The organism is Burkholderia ambifaria AMMD, assembly GCF_000203915.1.
Classification (GTDB): Bacteria; Pseudomonadota; Gammaproteobacteria; order Burkholderiales; family Burkholderiaceae; genus Burkholderia; species Burkholderia ambifaria.
On the sequence record NC_008390.1, the window covers coordinates 3,197,854 to 3,223,063 of the forward strand.

27 protein-coding genes are annotated in these 25,210 nt (G+C 67.4%); 7 read left to right on the top strand and 20 right to left on the bottom strand.

What is annotated here, in order from left to right; all coding sequences use genetic code 11:
* Positions 1-90: 90 nt before the first annotated feature.
* The 8 genes from BAMB_RS14645 to BAMB_RS14680 all read right to left on the bottom strand — a co-directional run bounded on the left by BAMB_RS14645 (position 91) and on the right by BAMB_RS14680 (position 7,169).
* Positions 91-948 carry a cytochrome c oxidase subunit 3 gene (locus BAMB_RS14645; RefSeq protein WP_006760731.1) on the bottom strand — a complete coding sequence of 286 codons (858 nt, stop codon included), beginning with the start codon at positions 946-948 and terminating at the stop codon, positions 91-93.
* Between the two features lie 138 nt (positions 949-1,086).
* A complete protein-coding gene (locus tag BAMB_RS14650; protein WP_006752057.1) occupies positions 1,087-1,287 on the bottom strand; it encodes a DUF2970 domain-containing protein in 201 nt (66 codons plus the stop codon).
* A gap of 16 nt (positions 1,288-1,303) precedes the next feature.
* Positions 1,304-1,912 (bottom strand): cytochrome c oxidase assembly protein, encoded by a 609-nt coding sequence (locus BAMB_RS14655; protein WP_006760729.1) that lies wholly within the window; start codon positions 1,910-1,912, stop codon positions 1,304-1,306.
* A 35-nt stretch (positions 1,913-1,947) separates the two neighbouring features.
* The gene (locus tag BAMB_RS34905; RefSeq protein ID WP_006752059.1) at positions 1,948-2,088 is read right to left on the bottom strand and encodes a cytochrome oxidase small assembly protein; all 141 of its coding nucleotides are present in this window, start codon (positions 2,086-2,088) and stop codon (positions 1,948-1,950) included.
* 79 nt (positions 2,089-2,167) lie between these two features.
* Positions 2,168-3,775, bottom strand: a complete 1,608-nt coding sequence (ctaD, locus tag BAMB_RS14665; RefSeq protein WP_006752060.1) for a cytochrome c oxidase subunit I — start codon at positions 3,773-3,775, stop codon at positions 2,168-2,170.
* Between the two features lie 43 nt (positions 3,776-3,818).
* The gene (gene coxB / locus BAMB_RS14670; protein WP_011658002.1) at positions 3,819-5,426 is read right to left on the bottom strand and encodes a cytochrome c oxidase subunit II; all 1,608 of its coding nucleotides are present in this window, start codon (positions 5,424-5,426) and stop codon (positions 3,819-3,821) included.
* A gap of 57 nt (positions 5,427-5,483) precedes the next feature.
* On the bottom strand, positions 5,484-6,008 hold the full coding sequence (locus BAMB_RS14675) for a DUF2244 domain-containing protein (protein ID WP_011658003.1): 525 nt from the start codon (positions 6,006-6,008) through the stop codon (positions 5,484-5,486).
* 195 nt (positions 6,009-6,203) lie between these two features.
* Positions 6,204-7,169, bottom strand: a complete 966-nt coding sequence (locus tag BAMB_RS14680) for a methyltransferase domain-containing protein (protein ID WP_011658004.1) — start codon at positions 7,167-7,169, stop codon at positions 6,204-6,206.
* An 84-nt stretch (positions 7,170-7,253) separates the two neighbouring features.
* On the opposite strand from BAMB_RS14680, the gene BAMB_RS14685 reads away from it, so the two are divergent.
* Together BAMB_RS14685 and trmL are read left to right on the top strand one after the other, a co-directional pair.
* On the top strand, positions 7,254-8,066 hold the full coding sequence (locus BAMB_RS14685; protein ID WP_011658005.1) for a ComF family protein: 813 nt from the start codon (positions 7,254-7,256) through the stop codon (positions 8,064-8,066).
* Between the two features lie 107 nt (positions 8,067-8,173).
* Positions 8,174-8,644: a tRNA (uridine(34)/cytosine(34)/5-carboxymethylaminomethyluridine(34)-2'-O)-methyltransferase TrmL gene (gene trmL / locus BAMB_RS14690; protein WP_006752065.1), complete on the top strand. Its 471-nt coding sequence runs from the start codon at positions 8,174-8,176 to the stop codon at positions 8,642-8,644.
* Between the two features lie 28 nt (positions 8,645-8,672).
* Here trmL and BAMB_RS14695 read toward each other — a convergent pair whose 3' ends face one another.
* From BAMB_RS14695 to BAMB_RS14715, 5 genes are all read right to left on the bottom strand, one after another.
* Positions 8,673-9,197: an O-acetyl-ADP-ribose deacetylase gene (locus BAMB_RS14695; protein ID WP_011658007.1), complete on the bottom strand. Its 525-nt coding sequence runs from the start codon at positions 9,195-9,197 to the stop codon at positions 8,673-8,675.
* A 106-nt stretch (positions 9,198-9,303) separates the two neighbouring features.
* A complete protein-coding gene (locus tag BAMB_RS14700) occupies positions 9,304-10,302 on the bottom strand; it encodes an NAD(P)H-dependent glycerol-3-phosphate dehydrogenase (protein WP_006752067.1) in 999 nt (332 codons plus the stop codon).
* 26 nt (positions 10,303-10,328) lie between these two features.
* Complete coding sequence (gene secB / locus BAMB_RS14705) at positions 10,329-10,808, bottom strand: protein-export chaperone SecB (RefSeq protein ID WP_011658008.1); 480 nt, start codon at positions 10,806-10,808, stop codon at positions 10,329-10,331.
* Between the two features lie 107 nt (positions 10,809-10,915).
* Positions 10,916-11,176: a glutaredoxin 3 gene (grxC, locus tag BAMB_RS14710; RefSeq protein ID WP_011658009.1), complete on the bottom strand. Its 261-nt coding sequence runs from the start codon at positions 11,174-11,176 to the stop codon at positions 10,916-10,918.
* Entirely contained in the window at positions 11,173-11,595 is a 423-nt protein-coding gene (locus BAMB_RS14715; protein ID WP_011658010.1) for a rhodanese-like domain-containing protein, read from the bottom strand. Before BAMB_RS14715 ends, grxC begins: the two co-directional genes overlap by 4 nt.
* 136 nt (positions 11,596-11,731) lie before the next feature.
* Here BAMB_RS14715 and gpmA point away from each other — a divergent pair, with 136 nt between their 5' ends.
* The 3 genes from gpmA to BAMB_RS14730 all read left to right on the top strand — a co-directional run bounded on the left by gpmA (position 11,732) and on the right by BAMB_RS14730 (position 15,151).
* Complete coding sequence (gene gpmA, locus BAMB_RS14720) at positions 11,732-12,478, top strand: 2,3-diphosphoglycerate-dependent phosphoglycerate mutase (RefSeq protein WP_011658011.1); 747 nt, start codon at positions 11,732-11,734, stop codon at positions 12,476-12,478.
* A gap of 275 nt (positions 12,479-12,753) precedes the next feature.
* A complete protein-coding gene (locus tag BAMB_RS14725) occupies positions 12,754-14,295 on the top strand; it encodes a S41 family peptidase (RefSeq protein ID WP_011658012.1) in 1,542 nt (513 codons plus the stop codon).
* A 103-nt stretch (positions 14,296-14,398) separates the two neighbouring features.
* Entirely contained in the window at positions 14,399-15,151 is a 753-nt protein-coding gene (locus tag BAMB_RS14730; RefSeq protein WP_011658013.1) for a HesA/MoeB/ThiF family protein, read from the top strand.
* A 90-nt stretch (positions 15,152-15,241) separates the two neighbouring features.
* Here BAMB_RS14730 and ptsP read toward each other — a convergent pair whose 3' ends face one another.
* The 7 genes from ptsP to BAMB_RS14765 all read right to left on the bottom strand — a co-directional run bounded on the left by ptsP (position 15,242) and on the right by BAMB_RS14765 (position 22,646).
* Positions 15,242-17,017, bottom strand: coding sequence for a phosphoenolpyruvate--protein phosphotransferase (ptsP, locus tag BAMB_RS14735; protein WP_012364778.1), 1,776 nt, complete (start codon positions 17,015-17,017; stop codon positions 15,242-15,244).
* Positions 17,018-17,218: 201 nt separating this feature from the next.
* Positions 17,219-17,488, bottom strand: coding sequence for an HPr family phosphocarrier protein (locus BAMB_RS14740; RefSeq protein WP_006752075.1), 270 nt, complete (start codon positions 17,486-17,488; stop codon positions 17,219-17,221).
* A gap of 74 nt (positions 17,489-17,562) precedes the next feature.
* Positions 17,563-18,033, bottom strand: coding sequence for a PTS sugar transporter subunit IIA (locus tag BAMB_RS14745; protein WP_006752076.1), 471 nt, complete (start codon positions 18,031-18,033; stop codon positions 17,563-17,565).
* Between the two features lie 231 nt (positions 18,034-18,264).
* Positions 18,265-19,221, bottom strand: a complete 957-nt coding sequence (gene gshB, locus BAMB_RS14750; RefSeq protein ID WP_011658015.1) for a glutathione synthase — start codon at positions 19,219-19,221, stop codon at positions 18,265-18,267.
* Between the two features lie 25 nt (positions 19,222-19,246).
* Positions 19,247-20,536, bottom strand: a complete 1,290-nt coding sequence (gshA, locus tag BAMB_RS14755; protein WP_006752078.1) for a glutamate--cysteine ligase — start codon at positions 20,534-20,536, stop codon at positions 19,247-19,249.
* A gap of 244 nt (positions 20,537-20,780) precedes the next feature.
* Positions 20,781-22,274 carry an ammonium transporter gene (locus BAMB_RS14760; RefSeq protein ID WP_011658016.1) on the bottom strand — a complete coding sequence of 498 codons (1,494 nt, stop codon included), beginning with the start codon at positions 22,272-22,274 and terminating at the stop codon, positions 20,781-20,783.
* 33 nt (positions 22,275-22,307) lie between these two features.
* Positions 22,308-22,646 (bottom strand): P-II family nitrogen regulator, encoded by a 339-nt coding sequence (locus BAMB_RS14765; RefSeq protein ID WP_006398175.1) that lies wholly within the window; start codon positions 22,644-22,646, stop codon positions 22,308-22,310.
* A 356-nt stretch (positions 22,647-23,002) separates the two neighbouring features.
* Here BAMB_RS14765 and BAMB_RS14770 point away from each other — a divergent pair, with 356 nt between their 5' ends.
* Positions 23,003-23,254: an accessory factor UbiK family protein gene (locus BAMB_RS14770; protein WP_006489451.1), complete on the top strand. Its 252-nt coding sequence runs from the start codon at positions 23,003-23,005 to the stop codon at positions 23,252-23,254.
* Between the two features lie 255 nt (positions 23,255-23,509).
* Positions 23,510-25,120: a YifB family Mg chelatase-like AAA ATPase gene (locus BAMB_RS14775; protein ID WP_011658017.1), complete on the top strand. Its 1,611-nt coding sequence runs from the start codon at positions 23,510-23,512 to the stop codon at positions 25,118-25,120.
* Positions 25,121-25,210: the final 90 nt, after the last annotated feature.

Genomic DNA, 25,210 nt, shown 5'->3' on the forward strand with positions numbered 1-25,210 from the left:
GCCGGGGGCGTCGAGCGCAAGCAGCCGGCCGCTGCGTCGCGTTCGCCAATGAAAACGGCCCGCGCATCGCTGCGCGGGCCGTTGTTCCATTTACAGCCAGTAGACGACGACGTACAGGCCGAGCCAGACGACGTCGACGAAGTGCCAGTACCAAGCAGCGCCTTCGAATGCGAAGTGGTGATCCGGCTTGAAGTGGCCGCGGATCATCCGCACCAGCACCACCGCGAGCATCGTGCCGCCGAGGAACACGTGGAAGCCGTGGAAGCCCGTCAGCAGGAAGAACGTCGAGCCGTACACGCCCGAGTTCAGCGTCAGGTTCAGTTCGTTGTACGCGTGATAGTACTCGAAGCCCTGCAGGAACAGGAAGCAGATACCGAGCGCGAGCGTCGCGGCGAGCCACGCGATCGCCTTCTTGCGGTAATTGTCGCGCAGCGCGTGGTGCGAGATCGTCAGCGTCACGCCCGACGACAGCAGGAACGCGGTGTTCAGCGTCGGGATCGGCCACGGGCCCATCGTCTTGAAGTGACCGGCGAGCGCGGCGGGGCCTTCGTTCGGCCACACGGCGGAGAAATCCGGCCAGATCAGCTTGTAGTCGAGGCTGCCGAGCTGGTGCAGCGCGATTTCACGCGCATAGAAGAGCGCGCCGAAGAACGCGCCGAAGAACATGACTTCCGAGAAGATGAACCAGCTCATGCTCCAGCGGTACGACTTGTCGACGTTCTTGCCGTAATGACCGCCTTCCGACTCGGCGATCGCGTCGCCGAACCAGTGATACAGCGTGAAGAGCAACCACAGCAGGCCGAGCAGCGCCGTGTACGGCGCCCAGTCGTGACCGTTGATCCACAGCGCCACCGATCCGAGCATGACAAGCAGGCCGATGGCCGCGCTGATCGGATGCTGCGACGGATGCGGCACGAAATAGTACGGGGTCTGGTTTTGACCGCTCATGCTTGATTCTCCACTTCAGTCCAATTTATGTACCGGAAACCGCTCCGGCTGTATTTCTTGCGCGGCGCGACCGCCGCCGCTCTTTCCCGCACGCGGCGCCCGGGCGCCACGCACTGCATTCTTTCGTGGCCGCGGGCCTCAGCCCACGACCGCACGCACGATCAGGATCAGCACGCCGATGAACACGCCGGCCGCGATCAACGCGACGATCAGCACATGCAGCGGATTGAGCTGCGTCGCATCGGCCTCCAGGTCGCGCCGCTTGCGCACCCCGAAGAACGACCACAACACCGCGCGCACCGCCTGGCCGAACGACCCGCTCCGCTTGGTCTCCGTCATCGCCCCGTCTCCCTCGTCATGCGTCCGGTTTCGCCGCGCCCTGCGCCGCGGTCTTGCGCGGTGCCGGCGCCGGCTCGGCCGGCGTATTCAGTTCGAAGAACGTGTACGACAGCGTGATCGTCTTCACGTCCTTCGGCAGTTTCGGATCGATCACGAACACCACCGGCATCTTGCGCGACTCGTTCGCGGCCAGCGTCTGCTGCGTGAAGCAAAAACACTCGATCTTCTTGAAGAACTCCGTCGCCTGCTTCGGCGCGTAGCTCGGAATCGCCTGCGCCACCACCGGCCGGCCCTGCCCGTTGGTCACGTCGTAGACGATCGTCGTCAGTTCGCCCGGATGCACGTCGAGGCTGTTGTGCTCCGGCTTGAAACCGAGCGGGCCGCGCGCATTCGCATCGAACTCGACCGACACCGTGCGGCCATAGTCGACCTGCGAGTTCTTCGCCTCGCGCTCGCTGACATCCCGCTGCACCAGGTTGTTGATGCCGGTGATCTGGCAAATCGCGCGATACATCGGAATCAGCGCGAAGCCGAAGCCGAACATCAATCCGGCCACGACGAAGAGCTTCACCAGCATCGAACGATTGAACGCGCGATCGGCGGCGCCCTCTTCCGGCTTCGACATACGACGACTTCCTCGCTACTGCGTCAGTTACTGCATCAGTGGGTGGACAGCCACCACTGCTTGATCACGACACCCACGAAAAAAACGGCGGCGATGACGAGCAGGGTGAGGCCGAGCCGCTTGTTGCCCGCGCGAATCTGCTCGGGCGTTCGTCTTTCTTGTGGATTCCGGTTCATCTGAAACTTCGCTGAAACTCGATTCCGCGCCCGCCGCGCCTGCCTGCGCGGCAGGCAACGGCGGAACGCCAGGTGAAACTTATTCGACGTGCGGCGGTTGCTCGAACGTGTGGAACGGAGCCGGGCTCGGCACCGTCCATTCGAGGCCCGTCGCGCCATCCCACGGCTTGTCCGACGCCTTTTCCAGCTCGCCGCCGCCACGGTAGGCCGGCAGCGCGACCGCGAACAGGAAGTACACCTGGGCGAGGCCGAAGCCGAATGCGCCGATCGTCGCCACCTGGTTGAAGTCCGTGAACTGCGCCGGGTAGTCCGCATAGCGGCGCGGCATGCCCGCGAGACCGACGAAGTGCATCGGGAAGAACGTCAGGTTGAAGAAGATCATCGACGCCCAGAAGTGGATCTTGCCGCGCGTCTCGTTGTACATCCAGCCCGTCCACTTCGGCGCCCAGTAGTACCAGCCCGAGAACAGCGCGAACAGTGACCCGGCCACCAGCACGTAGTGGAAGTGCGCCACCACGAAATAGGTGCCGTGGTACTGGATGTCGAGCGGCGCCATGGCCAGCATCAGGCCCGTCAGGCCGCCGAACGTGAACACGAACAGGAAGCCGATCGCGAACAGCATCGGGGTTTCGAAGGTCATCGAGCCGCGCCACATCGTCGCGAGCCAGTTGAACACCTTCACGCCCGTCGGCACCGCGATCAGCATCGTCGCGTACATGAAGAACAGCTGGCCGGTGACCGGCATGCCCGTGGCGAACATGTGGTGCGCCCAGACCATGAACGACAGGATCGCGATCGAAGCCGTCGCGTACACCATCGAGCTATAGCCGAACAGCGTCTTGCGTGCGAACGCCGGGATCACCTGCGACACGATCCCGAACGCCGGCAGAATCATGATGTACACCTCGGGGTGGCCGAAGAACCAGAAGATGTGCTGGTACATCACCGGGTCGCCGCCGCCTGCCGCGTTGAAGAACGACGTGCCGAAGTGGCGGTCGAACAGCACCATCGTGATCGCGCCTGCCAGAACCGGCATCACGGCGATCAGCAGGTAGGCGGTGATCAGCCACGTCCACGCGAACATCGGCATCTTCATCAGCGTCATGCCCGGTGCGCGCATGTTCAGGATCGTCACGACGATGTTGATCCCGCCCATGATCGACGATGCGCCCATGATGTGGACCGCGAAGATCGCGAAGTCCATGCCCGGGCCCATCTGCGTCGACAGCGGTGCGTACAGCGTCCAGCCGGCGGCCGTCGCGCCGCCCGGCGCGAAGAACGAACCGACCAGCAGCACGGCCGCGACCGGCAGCAGCCAGAAGCTGAAGTTGTTCATCCGCGCGAATGCCATGTCGGACGCGCCGATCTGCAGCGGAATCATCCAGTTCGCGAAGCCGACGAACGCCGGCATGATCGCGCCGAACACCATGATCAGGCCGTGCATCGTCGTGAGTTCGTTGAAGAACTCCGGACGCATGATCTGCAGGCCCGGCTCGAACAGCTCGGCACGGATGCCGAGGGCCATCACGCCGCCCGACAGGAACATGATGAACGAGAACAACAGGTACAGCGTACCGATGTCCTTGTGGTTGGTGGCGAACAACCAGCGCCGCCAGCCATGCGGTGTTTCGTGCGCGTGGTCGTCGTGCGCGTGGTCCGCGACTACGTCGTGCCCGATGCTAGACATGAGAATCTCCTAATGCGAATACGTCGACTAACTCAGCGACACGTCAAGCCGCCGGCCCGATCTCGACTCGCCGGGCTTCCTTCGCGTCAGCCCCGCCCGTGATCGTTTCCGGCTTTTTGAGAATAATGTGGTCTTCCGCCACGCCTGCTGCCTTCAGCGCGTCGCGCACGACCTGTGCACGATGCTTGGCGAGTTCGGCGTTCGCGTCGGCCGAGCCCGTCTTGTCGGTGAAACCCGACAGCGCGAGCTTCGCGTCCGGATGTGCCTTCGCATAGTCGGCCGCTGCGGCGATCGCCGCCTTCGCGTCGGCCGGCAGCACGCTCTTGCCCGTTTCGAAGTAGACCGTCGACAGCGCGGTCGATGCCGGCGCTGCCGCCGATGCCGCCGCCGACTGCTCGGCCGCGCCCGACGCGGCTTGCGCCGGTGCCGAGGCCGCTTCGGCCGGTGCCGCGGCGCCTGCCGTATCTTCCGGCATCTTGCCGTTGCGCGCGTCAGCCACTTGCTTCGGCTGCAGCAGATCGTTCTTGTGGTTGCCCCACGAGTTGCGCTCGTACGTGACGACCGATGCGATATCGAGGTCCGACAGCGACGCCCACGACGGCATCGCGCCCTTGCCGTGCAGCACGCGCTCGACGTGGCCGGCGATCGGGCCGTTCACGATCGGGCTGCCGTCCATCGCCGGGAATGCGCCGAGGCCCTTGCCGCTCACCTGGTGGCAGGCCGCGCAGTTCGCCTTGTAGACTTCCTCGCCGTGCGAGACGAGTTCGGCCATCGTGTAGACCTTGTTCGGATCGACCGCGGCGCCGGCCAGCTTGGCCTTCTGCGCGGTGACCCACTTCGCGTAGTCGTCGTCCGACAGCACAACGACTACGACCGGCATGAACGCGTGTTCCTTGCCGCACAGCTCGGTGCAGAAGCCGCGGAACGTGCCGACCTTGTCGGCCTTGAACCACGTATCGCGCACGAAGCCGGGGATCGCATCCTGCTTCACGCCGAATGCGGGCACGTACCACGAGTGAACGACGTCGTTCGCGGTCGTGATGATGCGGATCTTCTTGTTGACCGGCACGACGAGCGGGTTGTCGACTTCCTGCAGGTACGTCTCGGTGATCGGCTTCTTGCCCATCACTTCGTCACGCGGCGTGCTGAGCGTCGACAGGAAGCCGATGCCCTCGCCCGGGCCCTTCACGTAGTCGTAGCCCCACTTCCACTGGTAACCGGTGACCTTGATCGTGAGATCGGCGTTGGTCGTGTCCTTCATCGCGACGACGGCCTTCGTGGCCGGCAGCGCCATCAGCACGACGATGACGAACGGCACGATCGTCCAGATGATCTCGACGGTCGTGCTTTCATGGAAATTGGCGGCCTTGTGGCCTTTGGATTTGCGGTGCGCGAAGATCGAATAGAACATCACGCCGAACACGCCGACGAAGATCACCGTACACAGGATCAGCATCATCGTGTGGAGATCGTAGAGCTCCTCGGCGATCTTCGTGACCGGCGGCTGAAAGTTGATCTCGTTGACGCGGGGGCCGCCCGGGCTATCACCGACCGCCAGAGCAGCGCCGGCAAAGAGCAATCCGCTGCATGCCAGCACGCCCGTGAGGGCTCGCTTGATTGTTTTCATAGCATCCTTACCCAAAATTTCCATTCAAACCCCTCCCCCGTCGCAAGCCGCCGGCCTGTTCCGGCCGGTGCCCGCGCCTCGTCAGCCGCAGCGCCTGAGCGACACGCGCAGTTCGTCGGCGAACTGCGCACGCTTGTGCTGCGCGAGATGCTGCCCGATTACGACGGTCTGCCCGCGCGATACCAGTCGAATCGGATCGCGTGGCGTCGCACCCGGCTCGACCCGCACCCAGCGCGGGTTGAATTCGATCTGCGTGAACCGCTCCGCATCCATCCGCTCGATCACGAGCCGGTGCGGAAACAGCCTGATGCGCTCGTAATCGACCGCATGACGGGCATAGATCGCAAACGCGACGCCGACCGCCAGCAATTCGATTCCGGTGAAGGGCATGACGAGCCAGGCCCCACGCCACATCAGCAATGCCGCGATCACCAGCGAGAAGCTCGCGAGCGACGCGTAAAACAGCACGAACTGGCGCGGCGACACCGAACAATTGCGTTTCATGAGCCAGTCTGCGAGGACCGGTTCACCGTTCGTCGTCTCCGCCAAACCCCTCGCTGCTCCCATCGCCGCCTCACGCGAATGGCATGCGATGCATGCCTGCATCGGACTCGTCGCCCCGTATTGCGGGGACCCCGGGACGACAAGCTGACGCATTATAGGCGGGTTCAATGGCATCCACAAGCAAGCGGCTATCGGCCCGCGAGCCAAGCGCCACAAGCTTTCCGGCCGTTTTTCGCGTCAATTCGACCCCGCTTTGCACCGCTAATTTCGGACATAACAAAACCCCTCTTTACCGCTTTACCGATTCTTCGGACGCCCCTTGCCGATATCTTCGATGCGCACGATCCCGTGCCCCTCGGCAGTCGTGCGCGGCACGGCCTTCCACGCGTGGCCGTAGATCACCTCGAACGTGAGCGGAATGGTGCCGTCCGCGCGCCGGCGCGCTTCCAGCGCGTCGCCGAGCGCCGCGCGAAAGCGCCGCGTCGCGCGCTGCGGCGCCGCGCGCTCGAACGGATAGGCGCCCCAGCGGCGCACGTCGGCCAGCAGGGAATCGGGTGTCTTGTACGTGACGGTGAGCACTTCCTGGTCCATCACCGGAATCTCGAAGCCGCTCTCGACGAGCATGTCGCCGAGGTCGTGCATGTCGACGAAATCGATCACGCGCGCCGCGGGCGGCGCGATGCCGAGCGCCGCTTCGGCGTCCGCGCAGGCCGCGCGCAGCTCGCGCAACGTGTCGGGGCCGAGCGTGCTGAACATCAGCAGGCCGTTCACGCGCAGCACGCGCTGCCATTCGGGGAACACCGTGTCGGGACGCGAATGCCAGTGCAGCGCGAGATTCGACCAGATCAGGTCGAACGCGCCGGCCGCGAACGGCAGCGCCGAGAAGTCGGCGTGCGCGACGCGCGGGCCGCGCTGGCCCAGTGCCCGGCCGAGCGACGCGGGCAGCCAGCGGCGCCAGCTCGTCTGCTCGACCTCGCGCTGCCCCGCCCGCGCGAGCATCGCGCCGGACAGGTCGACGCCGAACACCGGGGCTTCGGGAAAGCGCGCGCGCAGCGCCGGCAGATCGTCGCCCGCGCCGCAGCCCGCATCGAGCACGGCCACCGGGCTCACCTTGATGTATTCGAGGCGCTCGTTCATCCGCTGCGCGATCTCGCGCGGCAGGAACGCGACCGCGTCGAACGCGGCGGCGCGGCGATCGAAGATCCGCCGCAAACGCCGGGCGTCATTGGCCGGACGGCCGGTTGAAGTCGAAGCTGGGGACATGTCGGGCACACTGGCGAAGAGCCCGAAGTATACTCGCTCGCCTCGCGGCCTTCAGCGAGACGGGGCCCCCAGGAGTCTTCGCGAATGGATCGCCGTTTCGCCTCGCGCCAGATGCGCGTCGTTTTGTCGCGGGTTCGTGCGCTCGCCGTGCGCGTCGTCGCGCTCGCGTTGCCGAATCGGTGCGCACTGTGCGGCAATTTGTCACACGCGGTGATTTGCAGCGCCTGCGACGCCGCGTACTGGAATGAAGCACGACTGCGCTGCGACGTCTGCGCGGTGCCGCTCGGCAGCGGGCGGCCGCGACCGCGCGGATCGCGTGGCCGGCACGCCGGCGTCGCGGCTTCGTTCGCCTACCGGTGCGATGCATGCCGCGCGACACCGCCGCCGTTCGACGCGACGCTCGCGCTCGCCGATTACCGCGCGCCGCTCGACGGGCTCGCGCGCGGGCTGAAGTTTCATGCGCGGCTCGCGCTCGGCGCGGAATTCGCGGCCCGGCTCGCGCAGCGGATCGACGACACGGACGCGCTGCGCACGGCGGGCGGCTTCGACGTGATCGCGCCGGTGCCGCTGTCGCACGGACGGCTCGTCGCGCGCGGCTACAACCAGGCATGGGCGATCGCGCGTCCGCTCGCGCGCCGGCTCGGCGTGCGCGCCGACGCGGCACTGCTCGCGCGCGTGACCGAAACCGCGCCGCAGTCGCGGCTCGACCGGCGCGCGCGGCGCGACAACGTGATCGCGGCGTTCGCGGTGACGGACGATCTCGCCGGCCGCCACGTGGCGCTCGTCGACGACGTGATGACGTCCGGCGCGACGCTCGCGGCCGCCGCGCAGGCATTGAAGGCGGCGGGCGCCGCGCGCGTGACGAATCTGGTTGCGCTGCGCACCGCCAGGGATTAATTAGATAGAGAGGCCGGCCGCCCGCACGCGGCGACGGCCATCACGAACCGGCCGGCAGGGATCGCGTGCACGTTGCGCCGCCCCGGCCGGCCCAGCCAGACCCAACCATGTTCAACGTCATCCTCGTCGCGCCCGAAATTCCGCCGAACACCGGCAACGTGATCCGCCTGTGCGCCAACACCGGCGCGCGCCTGCACCTGATCGAGCCGCTCGGCTTTCCGCTCGACGACGCGAAGATGCGCCGCGCCGGCCTCGACTATCACGAGTACGCGGAAATGCGCGTGCACCGCGACTGGGACGCGTTCGTCGCGGCCGAAGCGCCCGATCCCGCGCGCATGTTCGCGTTCACGACCCGCGGTTCGGGCCGCTTCCACGACCACGCGTTCGTGCCGGGCGACTGGTTCGTGTTCGGCTCGGAAACGCGCGGCCTGCCGGCCGACGTGCTCGAGCGCTTCCCGAACGAACAGCGCGTGCGCCTGCCGATGCGCCCGGGCAATCGCAGCCTGAACCTGTCGAACACGGTCGCGGTGGTCGTGTTCGAGGCGTGGCGCCAGGCCGGCTTCGAAGGCGGCGCGTGACACGCCCAGCCCCGCCCGGCCGCCCGCGCTAGCTGCGCGCGAGCCGCGCGCGATACAGGTCGTAGATGTCGGATGAAAAACACGCGAACACCACGCGTGCGAGGTTCGGCGCCTGCGGCAGCATGTCGACGACCGTGCCGACCGCGATGTCGACGGCCTCGTCGGCCGGATAGCGGTATATGCCGCAGCTGATCGCCGGGAATGCGATCGATGTCGCCGCAACCTCCTCGGCCAGCTCGATCGCGCGCCGGTAGCACGCGGCGAGCAGATCGGGCTCGCCGCGCCCACCGCCGTGCCATACCGGGCCGACCGCATGAATCACGTACCGCGCCGGCAGCCCGTGGCCGCGCGTGAGTTTCGCGTCGCCGGTCGCGCAGCCGCCGAGCGTGCGGCACTCGGCCAGCAAGCCGGGGCCGGCCGCGCGATGAATCGCGCCGTCGACACCGCCGCCGCCGAGCAGCGAACCGTTCGCGGCGTTGACGATCGCGTCGACGTCGAGCGTCGTGATGTCGACGCGTTGCGCGTCGAGCGTGGTGGAACCGATCCGAAGCATGACACCCTCCCGAAATGCCGGAGACTGTTCAAGCGTAGTGCGCTTTGGCGCCGCCCGCTTTGCGCGAGCACGCGCGGCCGCAAGAAATCGATGGGTTTCGTCGCTGTTATTCGGCGCGCGCGTCGCGCCGCAGCAGGCCGCTGACCGCATCGCGCGGTGCGACGCCGTCGAACAGCACGCCGCACACGGCTTCGGTGATCGGCATTTCGATCGATTGCGCGCGCGCGAGCGCGAGCACGGCCTGCGCGCAGCGCACGCCTTCGGCCACGTGGCCGAGCGCACCGAGGATGTCGTTCAGCGAGCGGCCGGCCGCCAGTTGCAGGCCGACCGTGCGATTGCGCGACAGGTCGCCCGTCGCGGTGAGGATCAGGTCGCCGAGGCCCGTGAGGCCCGTGAAGGTTTCCGCGCGGCCGCCGAGCGCGACGCCGAGGCGCGACATTTCCGCGAGGCCGCGCGTGACCAGCGCGGCACGCGCGTTCAGCCCGAGCCCGAGCCCGTCGGCGATGCCCGTCGCGATCGCCAGCACGTTCTTCACCGCGCCGCCGACCTCGACGCCGACCACGTCGTCACCCGTGTAGATCCGCATCGCGCCGTGATGGAATGCGGCGAGCGTGCGCTCGCGGCATTCGGCGGACGTGCTCGCGACCGTCAGCGCGACGGGCAGCGCAAGCCCGACCTCGCGGGCGAAACTCGGCCCCGACAGCACGCCATTGCTGTGCTGCCCCGGCAGTTCGGCCGCGATCACCTGATGCGGCAGCAGATGCGTATCGGCCTCGAAACCCTTGCAGACCCACACGACATGCGCGGGCACGCAGCCCGCGTCGCGCATCGCGCCGAACAGCGTGCGCAGGCCGGCCACCGGCGCGGCGATCACGCACAGCGCGTCGTCCGCGGCGCCGTGCGCGAGCGCGGCGCCGAGATCGGCGTCGTAGCGCAGCGCATCGGGCAGCGCGATGCCGTCCAGATAGCGGGAATTTTCGTGCCGGGCCTGCAGCCCGGCGATCAGCGCGGCGTCGCGCGCCCAGAGAAGCGTATCGTGCCGCGCGGCCAGATGGCCCGCGAGCGCGGTGCCCCAGGCACCGGCGCCGAGAACGGCTACTTTCATACCCAGCACCGGTCCGGAGTGAAACGTCAGTTCAGCGTCGTGCCATTCGGCGCACCTGCTGCGCCGGCCTGCTGCTGAAGCTGCGCGAGACGCTGCTCGTACAGCGCCTGGAAGTTGATTTCCGCCAGATGGATCGGCGGGAAGCCCGCACGCGTGATCGCGTCGGCGATGTTCGAGCGCAGGTACGGGAACAGGATCGTCGGGCAGGCGATGCCGACGAGCGGGTCGAGCTGTTCATCGGGAATGTTGCGAATGTCGAAAATGCCGGCCTGCTTCGCTTCGATCAGGAATGCGACCTTGTCCTTCACCTTCGCGGTGACGGTGCCCGACACGACGACTTCGAACACGCTTTCCGCCAGGCGCTCGGCCTTCACGTCGACTTCGACTTCAACCGACGGCATGTCCTGCTCGAGGAAGATCGCCGGCGAATTCGGCTGCTCGAGCGACATATCCTTCAGGTAGACGCGCTGGATGTTGAAGAACGGTTGATTTTCGACGTCGGACATGGTGTTTCCCTAAAAGTGGTGACGGGGCGGCCCGGCTTCGCGCCGGCCGCCTCGGTTGAATCCTGTGCGCCCAAGCCGCGGCGCGGCCGGCGGCCATTCTGCCCTAATCAGGCTGCTTGCAGAAGCGGCAAGAGGCCGCCTTCGCGGTCGAGCTTCGACAGATCGTCGTAACCGCCGACGTGGGTCTCGCCGATATAGATCTGCGGCACCGTGCGGCGGCCCGTGCGCGTCATCATTTCGTCACGGCGGGCCGGATCGCGGTCGATCAGCACCTTCTCGATCTGCTCGACGCCGCGCAGCTTCAGCAGGCGCTCGGCCTGAATGCAATACGGACACACCTGCGTGCTGTACATCAATACCTTGCTCACTTCGCGACTCCTTGTTTGACGACCGGCATCCCGGCCTGCTGCCACGCGGCGACGCCGCCCTCGAGCACGTGCACCTCGGCATAGCCCGCCGCCTGGACCTCGCGCGCCGCCTTCTGCGACTGCTGGCCGTTCTGGCAGACGAGCAGCACCGGGGTGCTCTTGTTTTTAGCGACCTGCGCAATTTTCGCGCCGATCTCGCCGGCGGCGACCTGGCGCGCCGACGGCAGGTGGCCGGCAGCGAAGTCGGTCGCCGCCCGCAGGTCGATCACGACCGCGTTGCGGCGATTGATGAGCTGCGTCGCCTCCGCGGCCGACAGGCCGCCGCGGCCGCGACGCAGCGCGGGCCATGCAAGCAGGCCGCCGGAAACCAGCAGGATCGCGATAAGGGCCAGGTTCGTGTAATCGGTGAAGAACGTCACGGAAATCCGCCGGAAAAAGAGAAATCGGAAAAGGACAATCCGGCCATTATAAAATAACCGTCTTGCGCGATGGCGGACCCGGGCCGGGTACCGCGCGACGCGCCCCGCTTCCCTATCACTACCGACCGCAAGATCCATGTACAAACTCGTTCTCATCCGCCACGGCGAATCGACGTGGAACAAGGAAAACCGCTTCACCGGCTGGGTCGACGTCGACCTGACCGAACAGGGTCGCAACGAGGCCTACCAGGCCGGCGAATTGCTCAAGGAGGCCGGCTACACGTTCGACATCGCGTACACGTCGGTGCTCAAGCGCGCGATCCGCACGCTGTGGCACGTGCAGGACCGGATGGACCTGATGTACCTGCCGGTCGTCCACTCGTGGCGCCTGAACGAGCGCCACTACGGCGCGCTGTCGGGCCTGAACAAGGCGGAAACGGCCGCCAAGTTCGGCGACGACCAGGTGCTCGTGTGGCGCCGCAGCTACGACACGCCGCCGCCCGCACTCGAGCCGACCGACGAGCGCGCGCCGTTCAACGACCCGCGCTACGCGAAGGTGCCGCGCGAACAGCTGCCGCTCACCGAGTGCCTGAAGGACACGGTCGCGCGCGTGCTGCCGCTGTGGAACGAATCGATCGCGCCGGCCGTCCGCTCGGGCAAGCAGGTGCTGATCGCCGCGCACGGCAACTCGCTGCGCGCGCTGATCAAGTACCTCGACGGCATTTCGGACAGCGACATCGTCGGCCTGAACATCCCGAACGGCGTGCCGCTCGTGTATGAACTCGACGAAGACCTGAAGCCGATCCAGCACTACTACCTCGGCGACCAGGACGCGATCGCGAAGGCGCAGGCCGCCGTCGCGAAGCAGGGCAAGGCGGGCTGACACCCGTCACGCCGGGCGGGCCGCGTCGCGCGGCCTGTTCGGGGCCCGCCCGCGCGCGCGGCGGCGCGAACCTTCGCGGCCCCTGTGCTGTCGAATCCGCTTTCGAATCCGCTGCGCGTCCGGCGGCACCCGGCCAGGGCCCGGGGGCCGGGGCCTCGGGACCGCCGCGCCTGGACCATTTCCGCAGCGTTCCACTGAGTATTCGGACGAACAGTTATACTTGTCCGCTACATCCCCGCTACCGCCACGCGCTTCCCGACCGCACCAGACTCTCTATGCGAATGAAATTGAAGAACATCGGCCTGATTGCCGCGGGCCTCGCCACGGGCGTGTTCGCCACGCTGCAGGTTTCGGCGTCGGCCGAGCAGACCGCCACTGCGCCGCTTCCCCTCGACCAGCTCCGCCTGTTCGCGGAAGTGTTCGGCCAGATCAAGCGCGAGTACGTCGAGCCGGTCGACGACAAGAAGCTGCTGACGGCGGCGATCAAGGGCATGGTGTCGAGCCTCGACCCGCATTCGTCGTTCCTCGACAAGACCGACTATGACGAGCTGCAGGAGCAGACCAAGGGTCGCTTCGCGGGTCTCGGCATCGAGATCTCGCAGGAAGACGGCCTCGTCAAGGTGATCTCGCCGATCGAGGACACCCCCGCGTTCCGCGCCGGCATCCGTCCGGGCGACCTGATCACGCGCATCAACGACAAGCCGGTGCGCGGCATGACGCTCGACAAGGCCGTCAAGCAGATGCGCGGCGAGCCGGGCACCAAGGTCACGCTGACGATCTTCCGCAAGAGCGACGACCGCACGTTCCCGATTACGGTCACGCGCGCGGTCATCCGCGTGCAGAGCGTGAAGATGAAGCTGCTCGACCCGGGCTACGCGTACATCCGGATCACGAGCTTCCAGGAGCGCACGACGCCCGATCTCGCCGCGAAGCTGCAGGACATCGCGCGCCAGCAGCCGAACCTGAAGGGCCTGATCGTCGACCTGCGCAACAACGGCGGCGGCCTGCTGCAGAGCGCGGTCGGCGTCGCCGGCGCGTTCCTGCCGCCCGACTCCGTCGTCGTGTCGACCAACGGTCAGATCCCGGATTCGAAGCAGGTCTACCGCGACACCTACGACAACTACCGCCTGCCGTCCTTCGACGGCGATCCGCTGAAGAACCTGCCGCCGGTCTTCAAGACCGTGCCGATGATCGTGCTGACGAACGCGTATTCGGCGTCCGCGTCGGAAATCGTCGCCGGCGCGCTGCAGGATGCGAAGCGCGCGCAGATCATGGGCAAGACGACGTTCGGCAAGGGCTCGGTGCAGACGGTTCGTCCGATGACGGCCGACACCGCGCTGCGCCTGACGACCGCCTACTACTACACGCCGAGCGGCCGTTCGATCCAGAACAAGGGCATCACGCCCGACGTGCCGGTCGATCAGTACGCGGACGGCGATCCGGACGACGTGCTCGTGACGCGCGAGGTCGACTATACGAACCACCTCGCGAACACGCAGGATCCGAACGAGAAGAAGGAACAGGAAGAGCGCGAGCAGCGCCGGATGGATCAGCTGCGCGTCCTCGAAGAGCAGAACGACAAGAAGACGCCGGAGCAGCGCCAGAAGGACCGCGATCGCAAGCCGATCGAGTTCGGCAGCGCCGACGACTTCATGATGCAGCAGGCGCTCAACAAGCTCGAAGGCAAGCCGGTGCAGGAATCGAAGTCGCGCCTCGCCGAGAGCACGACGAAGAGCCCGGCCACCAAGGCCGCGACGCCCGCGAAGGCGTCGGGCGCGAAGGCCGCCGCACCGAAGCCCGCGTCGGCACCGCAGTAAGCGCCGGCCGGCATCCGACGGGCCATCGCGGGAAGACCGCGATGGCCCGTTTTTCATGCGCGCCTAAAATAACGCTACGTCCGCCGCCTCGCTCACGACTCCCATGAACGACGATCAACTCCTTCGCTACTCCCGCCACATCCTCGTCGACGAAATCGGCATCGAGGCGCAGCAGCGCTTCCTCGACGCGCATGCGCTCGTCGTCGGCGCGGGCGGGCTCGGCTCGCCGGCCGCGATGTATCTGGCGGCCTCCGGCGTCGGCACGATCACGCTGGTCGACGCCGACACGGTCGATCTCACGAACCTGCAGCGGCAGATCCTGCACGCGACGGCCTCCGTCGGGCGCAGCAAGGTCGAATCGGGGCGCGACACGCTCGCGCGGCTGAACCCGGAAGTGACCGTGCATGCGGTCGCGGCGCGCGTCGACGATGCGTGGCTCGACGAACACGTGCCGCGGGCGGGCGTCGTGCTCGACTGCACCGACAACTTCGCGACACGCCATGCGATCAACCGCGCGTGCGTCGCGCACGGCGTGCCGCTCGTGTCGGGCGCCGCGCTGCGCTTCGACGGCCAGATCAGCACGTTCGACTTCCGCGACCCGGCCGCGCCCTGCTACGCGTGCGTGTTTCCGGAAGACCAGCCGTTCGAGGAAGTCGCGTGCGCGACGATGGGCGTGTTCGCGCCGACGGTCGGGATCATCGGCGCGATGCAGGCCGCCGAAGCGCTGCGCGTGATCGGCGCGATCGGCACGACGCTCAACGGCCGGCTGATGATGCTCGATTCGCTGCGGATGGAATGGACGACGATGAAGATCGCGCGCCAGGCCGACTGCCCCGTGTGCCAGGGCCGGCACTGACGCGCGCGATGCATGCGCCGAACGGGCCGCATGCATGACCGTGACGTTTCGCTACTTTCGCGGCGGTTTCACGGCGCGGCCCCGCGTCGCCTAGGCGGCCGCGTCGTCCGCGCGCGGCTCCGCGACCGCCAGCCGCTTGAGCGCCGCCTGCACTTCCTCGGGCTCGAACGCGGCCAGCACGTCGGCCGTCGGCTTCTCGAGCGCCTTCAGATGCGCGCGCAGGATCTCCTGCTTCACGACCAGCAACTGGCTCGGATGCATCGAGAACTCGGTGAGCCCCATCCCGAGCAACAGGCGCGTGAGCGTCGGATCGCCCGCCATCTCCCCGCACACCGACACCGATACGCCCGCGCGCTTCGCTTCGCGCAGCGTATAGGAGATCAGGTGCAGCACCGCCGGATGCAGCGGGTCGTACAGGTGCGCGACCGCGTTGTCCGCACGGTCGATCGCGAGCGTGTACTGGATCAGGTCGTTGGTGCCGATCGACAGGAAGTCGAAGCGTTTCAGGAACAGCGGCAGCGCGATCGCCGCGGCCGGGATCTCGATCATCGCGCCGATGCGCACGTTCGGGTCGTACGCGAGCCCCGCGTCGTCGAGCTGGCGCTTCGCCTCGCGGATCAGGTCGAGCGTCTGGTCGATTTCCTGCGCGTGCGCGAGCATCGGGATCAGGATCTTCACCTGCCCGAACGCGGACGCGCGCAGGATCGCGCGCAGCTGCGTGAGGAACATCTGCGGCTCGGACAGGCTCCAGCGGATCGCACGCAGGCCGAGCGCGGGGTTCGGCGCCGTCTCGTAGCCTTCGTCGAGCGCCTCGAGCGGCTTGTCCGCGCCGACGTCGATCGTGCGGATCGTCACCGGCATGCCCTTCATCCACTCGACCGCACGCTTGTACGCGGCGAACTGCTCCTCCTCTTCCGGCATCTCCTTCTGATGCATGAACAGGAACTCGGAGCGGAACAGCCCGACGCCGACCGCGCCGGCCTCGACCGCGGCCTTCGCGTCGTCGGGCAGCTCGATGTTCGCGTACAGCTCGATCTTGGTGCCGCACAACGTTTGCGTCGGCGAGAACTTCAGGCGCTGCAGCTTGCGCTGCTCGAGCAGCTTCTCGGACTGGCGGTACGAATATTCCTCGAGGACGATCGGCGCGGGATCGACGATCACGATCCCCTGGTCGCCATCGACGATGATCAGGTCGTCCTGGCGGATCAGCGCACTCGCATGCTGGACGCCGACCGCGGCCGGAATGCCGAGGCTGCGCGCGACGATCGCCGTGTGCGACGTGCGGCCGCCGAGATCGGTGACGAACGCCTGGAACGACTGCGACTTGAACTGCATCATGTCGGCCGGCGCGATGTCGTGCGCGACGACGATCATCTCGTTCTGGCCGCGCGCGGCCGCGCGATCGAGCGCCTGCGACGCGGACGGCGCGCCGGCGAGCGCCTTCAGCACGCGCTCGACCACCTGTTCGATGTCGGCCTTGCGCTCGCGCAGGTATTCATCCTCGATGTCGTCGAAATGGCGCGTGAGCAGCTCGAGTTGCTCGGTCAGCGCCCATTCGACGTTGTAGCGGCGCGTGCGCACCAGATCGATGGTTTCCTGCACGAGCATCGCGTCGCTCAGGATCATCGTGTGCACGTCGATGAACGCGCCCACTTCGCTCGGGGTGTCGTCGGTCAGGTCGGCGCGCAGCGCGTTGAGTTCGCGATGCACGACTTCGCGCGCCGTGCGAAAACGCTCGACCTCGGCGTCGATCTGGTTCGCCTCGATCAGGTAATGGGCGACGTCGAGCGCCGCCGGCGCGATCAGATACGCTCGCCCGATCGCGATACCACGTGAGACGGGAATGCCATGCAGCGTGAAGGACACGCGCACCTCCTCTGTACAAGTAAAGCCGCGGCACACCGCTGCGATGCGCTTATGACCCCGGGTAGCGATTATAAATTCCGTCCCTCCATGCTGGCTGCATGCACCGCAGCATTGTGCGTTCCGCACCAATGCTCGGGACGAAAAAAATGCCGCGGAAAACGCGGCATTCTGCTCGGAAACGGCAACGATCCCGCGCGGGGATCACTGACCTTCGCCGAATTTGTCCGCGATCAGCTTGAGCAGCGCATCCATCGCTTCGCGCTCGTCGGGACCTTCGGTCTCGATCGTCACCGAACTGCCGATGCCCGCCGCGAGCATCATCACGCCCATGATGCTTTTCGCGTTGATCTTGCGCCCGTTGCGCGTCATCCAGACTTCCGACTGGAAGTTGCCGGCCAGTTGCGTAAGCTTGGCCGATGCGCGTGCATGGAGCCCCAATTTGTTGACGATGGTGGTTTCTTGTTGAAGCATGATTCTCGGTCGGGTCGGTCGAGGCCGCCGGCGACGTGCGTCGGCGGCTCGGTCTAAAACGGGAAAACGGGCGCTCAGTGCGATTCGGTGCGCGGTTGCGGCTCGGGCGGAATCGGCGCGCACTGGCCGCAGCCGGCTTCGGTCGGCGGCGGCGGCGTGCCGGCCGCCACTTCATGGACGCCCTTCGCGCCGCCGGACAGCGCCTTGTCGACGAGCTTGTCGAGCGGCACGGTACGGTAGCAGACGGCCCGCACCAGCATCGGCAGGTTCACGCCCGCCAGCACGCGCACGTTATCGAGCTTCGCGAGCTGGCCCGCGATGTTCGCGGGCGTCGCGCCGTACATGTCGGTCAGCACGACGACGCCGTTCTCTTCCCTGAGCCGCGCGAGCTCCGCGTGCGCGAACGCCATCACCTGGGTGGGGTCGCTGTCCGCCAGCACGTCGATACAGCCGATGCGCGCGGGCACGCCGCCGTAGATGTGCGCGATGCAGTCCCGCAACGCGGTGGCGAGCGGCGCGTGCGCGATGATCAGAATCCCGGCCATGTCAGACCGCCTCCGGCCGCCCCTGGCGGCCCGACGCCCCGCGGCGGGGCCACGAGCATAGCGAGTATGGGAATCGTTTCATGTTCAGCCTTGCAACGGTTTCGGCCCGACCGCCGGGCCTTCGGCGCGCTGGTCGCGGCACCGGGCAAGCGGGCATTGTAGCAGGCCGGTCGAACGGCTCCGGCGACGGGGGGCCTGCGCGTCCGCCGCCGGAATTGCGCGCGAAGCGGGCTACGCGGCCGCCCGCTCCAGCGCGTCGATGAACATCGCGGCGACGTCGAAACCCGTCTGCTCCATGATTTCGCGGAAGCACGTCGGGCTCGTCACGTTCACCTCGGTCAACCAGTCGCCGATCGCGTCGAGCCCGACCAGCAGTAGCCCGCGCGCGGCGAGCACCGGCCCGAGCGTCTCGGCGATCTCGCGGTCGTGCGGCGTCAGCGGCTGCGCGACGCCCAGCCCGCCCGCGGCGAGATTGCCGCGCACCTCGCTGCCCTGCGGGATCCGCGCGAGCGAATACGGCACCGGCTCGCCCGCGATCAGCAGGATGCGCTTGTCGCCGGCCGTGATCTCGGGGATGAACTTCTGAATCATCAGCGAGCGCGTGCCGTCATGACCGAGCATCTCGATGATCGCGCCGAGATTCATCCCGTCGGCCTTCACGCGGAACACACCCATCCCGCCCATCCCGTCGAGCGGCTTCACGATCACGTCGCCGTGCGCGGCGTGGAACGCCCGCAAGCGCGCGGCGTCGCGCGTGACGAGCGTCGGCGCGACGAACTGCGGAAACTCGCCGATCGCGAGCTTCTCCGAGTGATCGCGGATCGACTGAGGCTTGTTGAACACGCGTGCGCCTGCCCGCTCGGCCAGCTCGAGCATCCAGGTCGCCGTCACGTACTCCATGTCGAACGGCGGATCCTTGCGCATCAGCACCGCGCCGAACGACGTCATCTGACGCGATTCGTGGGCGCCTGCCTCGTACCACGGATGGCGATGCAGGTCGGTCGTGTCGCCGACGATCGTCACGCGCTGCACGTCCGCCTCGACGCCCGAGCCCGTCCACGCGAGCTGGTGCGGCTGGCATGTGTAGATCGCATGCCCGCGCCGCGCGGCCTCCGCCATCATCGCGTAGGTCGAATCCTTGTAGATCTTGAAGCGCTCGAGCGGGTCGGCGATAAAGAGAATGTCCATGCGGGTCCTGTACGTAGCGAAGCCGTTACACCTGGATGGCTTCGGGATCGGTCTTTTCCAGTTCGATCGACGACGCGATCAGCGACAGGCGCGCGACGACGCCGTACATGTAGAAACGGTTCGGCGGCGCGGCGCCCGGCTTGGCGCCGGCATCCGGCAGCGCGGTGTGCTCGAAGCCGAGCGGCACGTAGTGCATGCCCGGCGCGTTCAGGTTCTGGTCGCGCTCGCGGCCGCCGTGCGTGCGGTAGAAGCCGCCGACCACGTAGCGGTCGATCATGTACACGACCGGTTCCGCGACTTCGTCGCCGACGCGCTCGAACGTATAGACGCCTTCCTGCACGATCACGTCGCGCACCGCGAGGCCGGCCTTCGACTCGGCCATCTGCGTGCGCTCGGCCTTCGACATCCGGCCGATCTCGGCCGCGTCGTGCACGGTCATCACGCCGCGCCCGGCAGTGCCGGCGTCGGCCTTCACGACGACGTACGGCTTTTCGCTGATCCCGTATTCGCGATACTTGCGCGCGATCTTCTTCAGCACGCCGTCGATCGCGTCGGCGAGCGCCTGCTCGCCTTCATGCGCCTGCCAGTCGACGCCTTCGACATGCGCGAAATACGGATTCACCATCCACGGATCGACGCCGACCATCTTCGCGAACTTCTTCGCGACGTCGTCGTAGCACGAGAAGTGCGTCGACTTGCGACGCACGGCCCAGCCCGCGTGCAGCGGCGGCAGCAGGTACTGCTCGTGCAGGTTTTCCAGCACGGCGGGAATCCCGGCCGACAGGTCGTTGTTCAGCAGGATCGAGCACGGATCGAAATTCTTCAGGCCGAGGCGGCGCTGCGAACGCTCGAGCGGCTCGAGCACGATCTTCTGGCCGTCGGCCAGCGTGATCGGCGTCATGTCGGTGATGCTCGGATCGAGCGAGCCGAAGCGCACGTTCAGGCCGGCCTGGCGCATGATCGTCGCGAGCCGCGCGACGTTTTCGAGGTAGAACGCGTTGCGGGTCGGCAGCTCGGGGATCACGAGCAGGTTCTTCGCGTCCGGGCAGATCTTCTCGATCGCGGCCATCGCGGCCTGGACGGCGAGCGGCAGCACTTCGGACGGCAGATTATTGAATGCGCCGGGGAACAGGTTCGCGTCGACGGGCGCCAGCTTGAAGCCGGCGTTGCGCAGGTCCACCGAACAATAGAACGGCGGGGTGTGTTCCTGCCATTCGAGCCTGAACCAGCGTTCGATCGCAGGCGTCGCGTCGAGGATCTTCTGCTCGAGTTCGAGCAGCGGACCGTTCAACGCGGTAACGAGGTGGGGAACCATGAATCACTCGCGAGCGGGAGAATGAAGATTGTAGAGCAATTGCTTTGCCCATTTGGGGATTGTTCCCGGCTTCACAAGGATTTGGAGGAAGTTTTCGGCTATTGACCCGATAGGTCGAAGGGTTATGCGCTGCGGCGGCACGACGCAGGAGAAAAAAACGCCCGCCGGGTGGGGCGGGCCGAAGTCGCTGCGCTCATTCGTGGCGGGCGCCGTCTGCGCGGCGGCCCGCCGTCATCCGTACGACTTATTCGACGTGCTCGCCGTGCAGCACCACGTCGAGGCCTTCGCGCTCTTCCTCTTCGCTCACGCGCAGGCCGATCGTCAGGTCGATCAGTTTCAGCAGCACGAAGCTCAGCACGCCGCTGTACACCAGCGTGATCAGCACGCCCTTCGCCTGCAGCAGCAGGCTGCCGTCGAAACCGCCGATGTCCTTCACCGCGAACACGCCGGTCAGCAGTGCGCCGAGCACCCCGCCCACGCCGTGCACGCCGAACGCGTCGAGCGAATCGTCGTAGCCGAGCTTCGACTTGAGCCACGTCGCCGACCAGTAGCACACGACGCCGGCGGCGATGCCGATCACGAGCGCACCCGGTACACCGACGAAGCCGGCCGCCGGCGTGATCGCGACGAGACCCGCGACCGCGCCCGACACGATGCCGAGCACCGACGGCTTGCCGTGCGTGAGCCACTCGGCGAACATCCAGCCGAGCGCCGCGCAGGCCGTCGCGATTTGCGTCGTCAGCATCGCGAAGCCGGCACGGCCATCGGCCGCAACTGCCGAACCCGCGTTGAAGCCGAACCAGCCGACCCACAGCATCGAGCCGCCGATCATCGTCAGCACGAGGTTGTGCGGCGCCATCGATTCACGGCCGAAGCCGACGCGCTTGCCGAGCATCAGGCACGACACGAGGCCCGCGATACCGGCGTTGATGTGCACCACCGTGCCGCCCGCGAAGTCGAGCACGCCGTCCGCCGACAGCCAGCCGGTCGGCTCCCACACCATGTGCGCGATCGGCACGTAGACGATCAGCGACCAGAGCGTCATGAACACGAGCATCGCCGAGAACTTCATCCGGTCGGCGAACGCGCCGCAGATCAGCGCCGGCGTGATGATCGCGAACGTCATCTGGTAGACGAAGTAGACCGATTCCGGAATCGTCGTCGCCAGGTGGCTGACGGTCAGCGTGGTCGCCTTGTCGCCCTTCACGTAGGTCATCCCGTGCAGGAACACGCGCGACAGGCCGCCGATGAAGCCGTTGCCCGGCGTGAACGCGAGGCTGTAGCCGACCACCGTCCACAGCACCGTGATCAGCGCGGTGATCGCGAAGCTCTGCATCACGGTCGCGAGCACGTTCTTCTTGCGGACCATGCCCGCGTAGAACAGCGCGAGGCCGGGGATCGTCATGAACAGCACGAGCGCGGTGGACGTCAGCATCCACGCGGTGTCGCCGGCGCTGATCTTCGACGAATCGACGGAGAACGGCGCGGTCGGCGCGGCGGGTGCGGCCGGCGCGGACGCAGCCGCGGCAGCCGATGCGTCGGCGGCCGACGCGGGGGCGGCAGCAGCGGCAGGCGCCGATGCCTCGGTGGCGGCCGAAGCGGCTGCCGTTGCATCGGACGCCATTGCGGCGGGCGCGGACGCAGCCGCGGCCGAGGCCGCGTCGTCCGCGAGCGCGGGGCCGACACCGGCCGCGATCAGCGAGCCTGCCATCAGCAGGGACATCAGAAGTTTGCGCATCTCGGGTTTCCTCTTGTTGCTTGTCTTTGTCTGTTACAGCGCGTCTGCGCCGGTCTCCCCGGTCCGGATCCGGATCACCTGCTCGATCGGCGTGACGAAGATCTTCCCATCGCCGATCTTGCCGGTGCGCGCGGCCCGCTCGATCGCTTCCACCGCCTGGTCGACGAGATCGTCGGACACGGCCGCCTCGATCTTCATCTTCGGCAGGAAGTCGACCACGTATTCGGCGCCGCGGTACAGCTCGGTGTGCCCTTTCTGGCGCCCGAAGCCCTTCACCTCCGTCACCGTGATGCCCGAGACGCCGAGCGCGGAGAGCGCTTCGCGCGTCTCATCGAGCTTGAACGGCTTGATGATTGCGGTAATCAGTTTCATGAAGTCCTCTCGCTGGGTGGTCCCGTCGAATTGGTTGGAATGGTGTGACGGTCTCTTCCCAGCAACTCGCATGCCATGTTTGCGCGAGGACCGTCTCGAACGGCTCCTAAAAGGGGACGCATCACCCGTTGAAAGGTGTGGAAGCCCGGCCGAACGGTCAACGTGGGCCCGGTTTGCTGGCGCGTCGAAAGGATCGTTGCTAGAGTGCACGCACGTCCCGGTTCACCGGGCCATTCACCCATGCGGGCGCCATGCCCGGAATTCGCGCCAGCGGCGCACCATTTCCGGTCATGCGTGCATCATGGGCACGTACGCAACTGAAGATGCACATTTTTTGTGCAAGGAAGGGATATCTCATGAAGCAACCCAGCGATGTTTTCAACGACCTGCAGTCGCGCGTCAGCGACCTGCTGAAAAACTCGCCGGCCAAGGATGTCGAGCGCAACGTGAAGGCCATGCTGTCGCAAGGCTTCTCGAAGCTCGATCTCGTCACGCGCGAGGAGTTCGACACGCAGGCACAGGTGCTCGCCCGTACCCGCGTGCGTCTCGAGGAACTCGAAAAGCGCGTCGCGGAACTCGAGCAGAAGCTCGCAGCGCCCCAGGCCTGACGCCCCCTGACCGACCGGTCCGGGCGCGGGCCGCCTCGTGCGGCCCGCGCCCGCCCCCCGCCAGTCGGACAGTCAGCAAGCCGTTTCGTCGTTCTTCGCAGTCCCCCGCTCTTCGCAGTTCCTCGCTCTTCGCAGTTCGTCGTTCCTCGTTCTTTCTCGCGCCACGCCGGCAAGCGCGCACCGATTCCTCCGATTCCCGCGGCATGCGGCCCTGAACGGCCGTTGCCCGTCCGTTTCATTTACAGGAGCCTCGCCATGTCGCTCGCCGTGGTGCGCAGTCGCGCGCCGGCGGCCGGCCGCGCGCCGGACGTCACCGTCGAAGTCCATCTTGCCAACGGGTTGCCGTCGTTCTCGATCGTCGGCCTGCCCGATCTCGAAGTCCGCGAAAGCCGCGAGCGCGTGCGCGCCGCGCTGCAGAACTGCGGATTCGAATTCCCCGTGCGCCGCATCACGGTCAACCTCGCACCGGCCGACCTGCCGAAGGAGTCCGGCCGCTTCGACCTGCCGATCGCGCTCGGCATCCTCGCCGCGAACGGCCAGATCCCGGCCGACGCGCTGGCCGGCCGCGAATTCGCGGGCGAGCTGTCGCTGACCGGCGCGCTGCGGCCGATGCGCGGCGCGTTCGCGATGGCGTGCGGCGCGGCACGCGACTGGCGCGCGGGTGAAACCGGATCAAGCGTCGGTTCCGGCGCCCGGCCCGACGCGATGTCCGACCCAGCGGCCGGCCCGCCGGCCGCGTCGCGCCCGCCCGAGCTGTACCTGCCGCTCGACAGCGCCGCCGAGGCCGCGCTGGTGCCGGGCGTCACGGTGTTCGGCGCGCCCGACCTGCCCGCGCTGTGCGCGCACCTCGCCGGTGCGCCGGACGCGCGGCTCGCGCCGGTCGCGGCGCCCTGCCTCGACGGCGAGCCGGCGCCGGCCGCCCCCGATCTCGCGGACGTCATCGGCCAGCGCGGCGCCCGGCGCGCGCTCGAAGTGGCCGCCGCGGGCGGACACCACATGCTGATGATCGGGCCGCCCGGCGCCGGCAAGTCGATGCTGGCCGCGCGGCTGCCGGGCCTCCTGCCGCCGCTGACCGACGACGAGGCGCTGACGTCGGCCGCGCTCCTTTCCGCGAGCCGCCTCGGCTTCTCGCCCGCGCAGTGGCGGCGGCGGCCGTTCCGCTCGCCGCATCATTCGTCGAGCGCCGCTGCATTGGTTGGCGGCCGCAACCCACCGCAGCCGGGCGAGATCACGCTCGCGCACCTCGGCGTGCTGTTTCTCGACGAGTTGCCCGAATTCGACCGGCACGTGCTGGAAATGCTGCGCGAGCCGCTGGAAGTCGGCCGCATCACGATCTCGCGCGCGGCGCAGCAGGCCGATTTCCCCGCCGCGTGCCAGTTGATCGCCGCGATGAATCCGTGCCCGTGCGGCTGGCACGGCGATCCGTCCGGGCGCTGCCGCTGCTCGCCGGACGTCGCCTCACGCTACCTGCGCAAGCTGTCGGGGCCGCTGCTCGACCGGATCGACATCCAGATCGACCTGCCCGCGCTGTCGCCGGCCGAACTCGCCGCGCGCGCGACCGCGCACGGCGAATCGAGCGCCACGGTCGCTGCGCGGGTCGCCCAGGCGCGTGCGCTGCAGTTCGAGCGGCAGGGCAAGACGAATCACATGCTGAGCGGCCGCGAGACCGACGACCTGTGCCGCCCGACCGACGACGGCGAGCGGCTGCTGCGCGAGGCGGGGGAGCGCTTCGGCTGGTCGGCGCGCGCGTATTTCCGCGTGCTGAAGGTCGCGCGGACGATCGCCGACCTGGCCGGCGACCCGTTGCCGACGGCCGCGCAGATCGCCGAGGCGATCCGCTACCGGCGCGCGCTCACGGCGCTGTGAGCGCCCTCGGGGGACAAAATCCGGCTGTCAAGACTTGACTTATGCACAATTTAGCGAATCTGGCCCCGGATCGCCGCTCGCGAGCGCCTT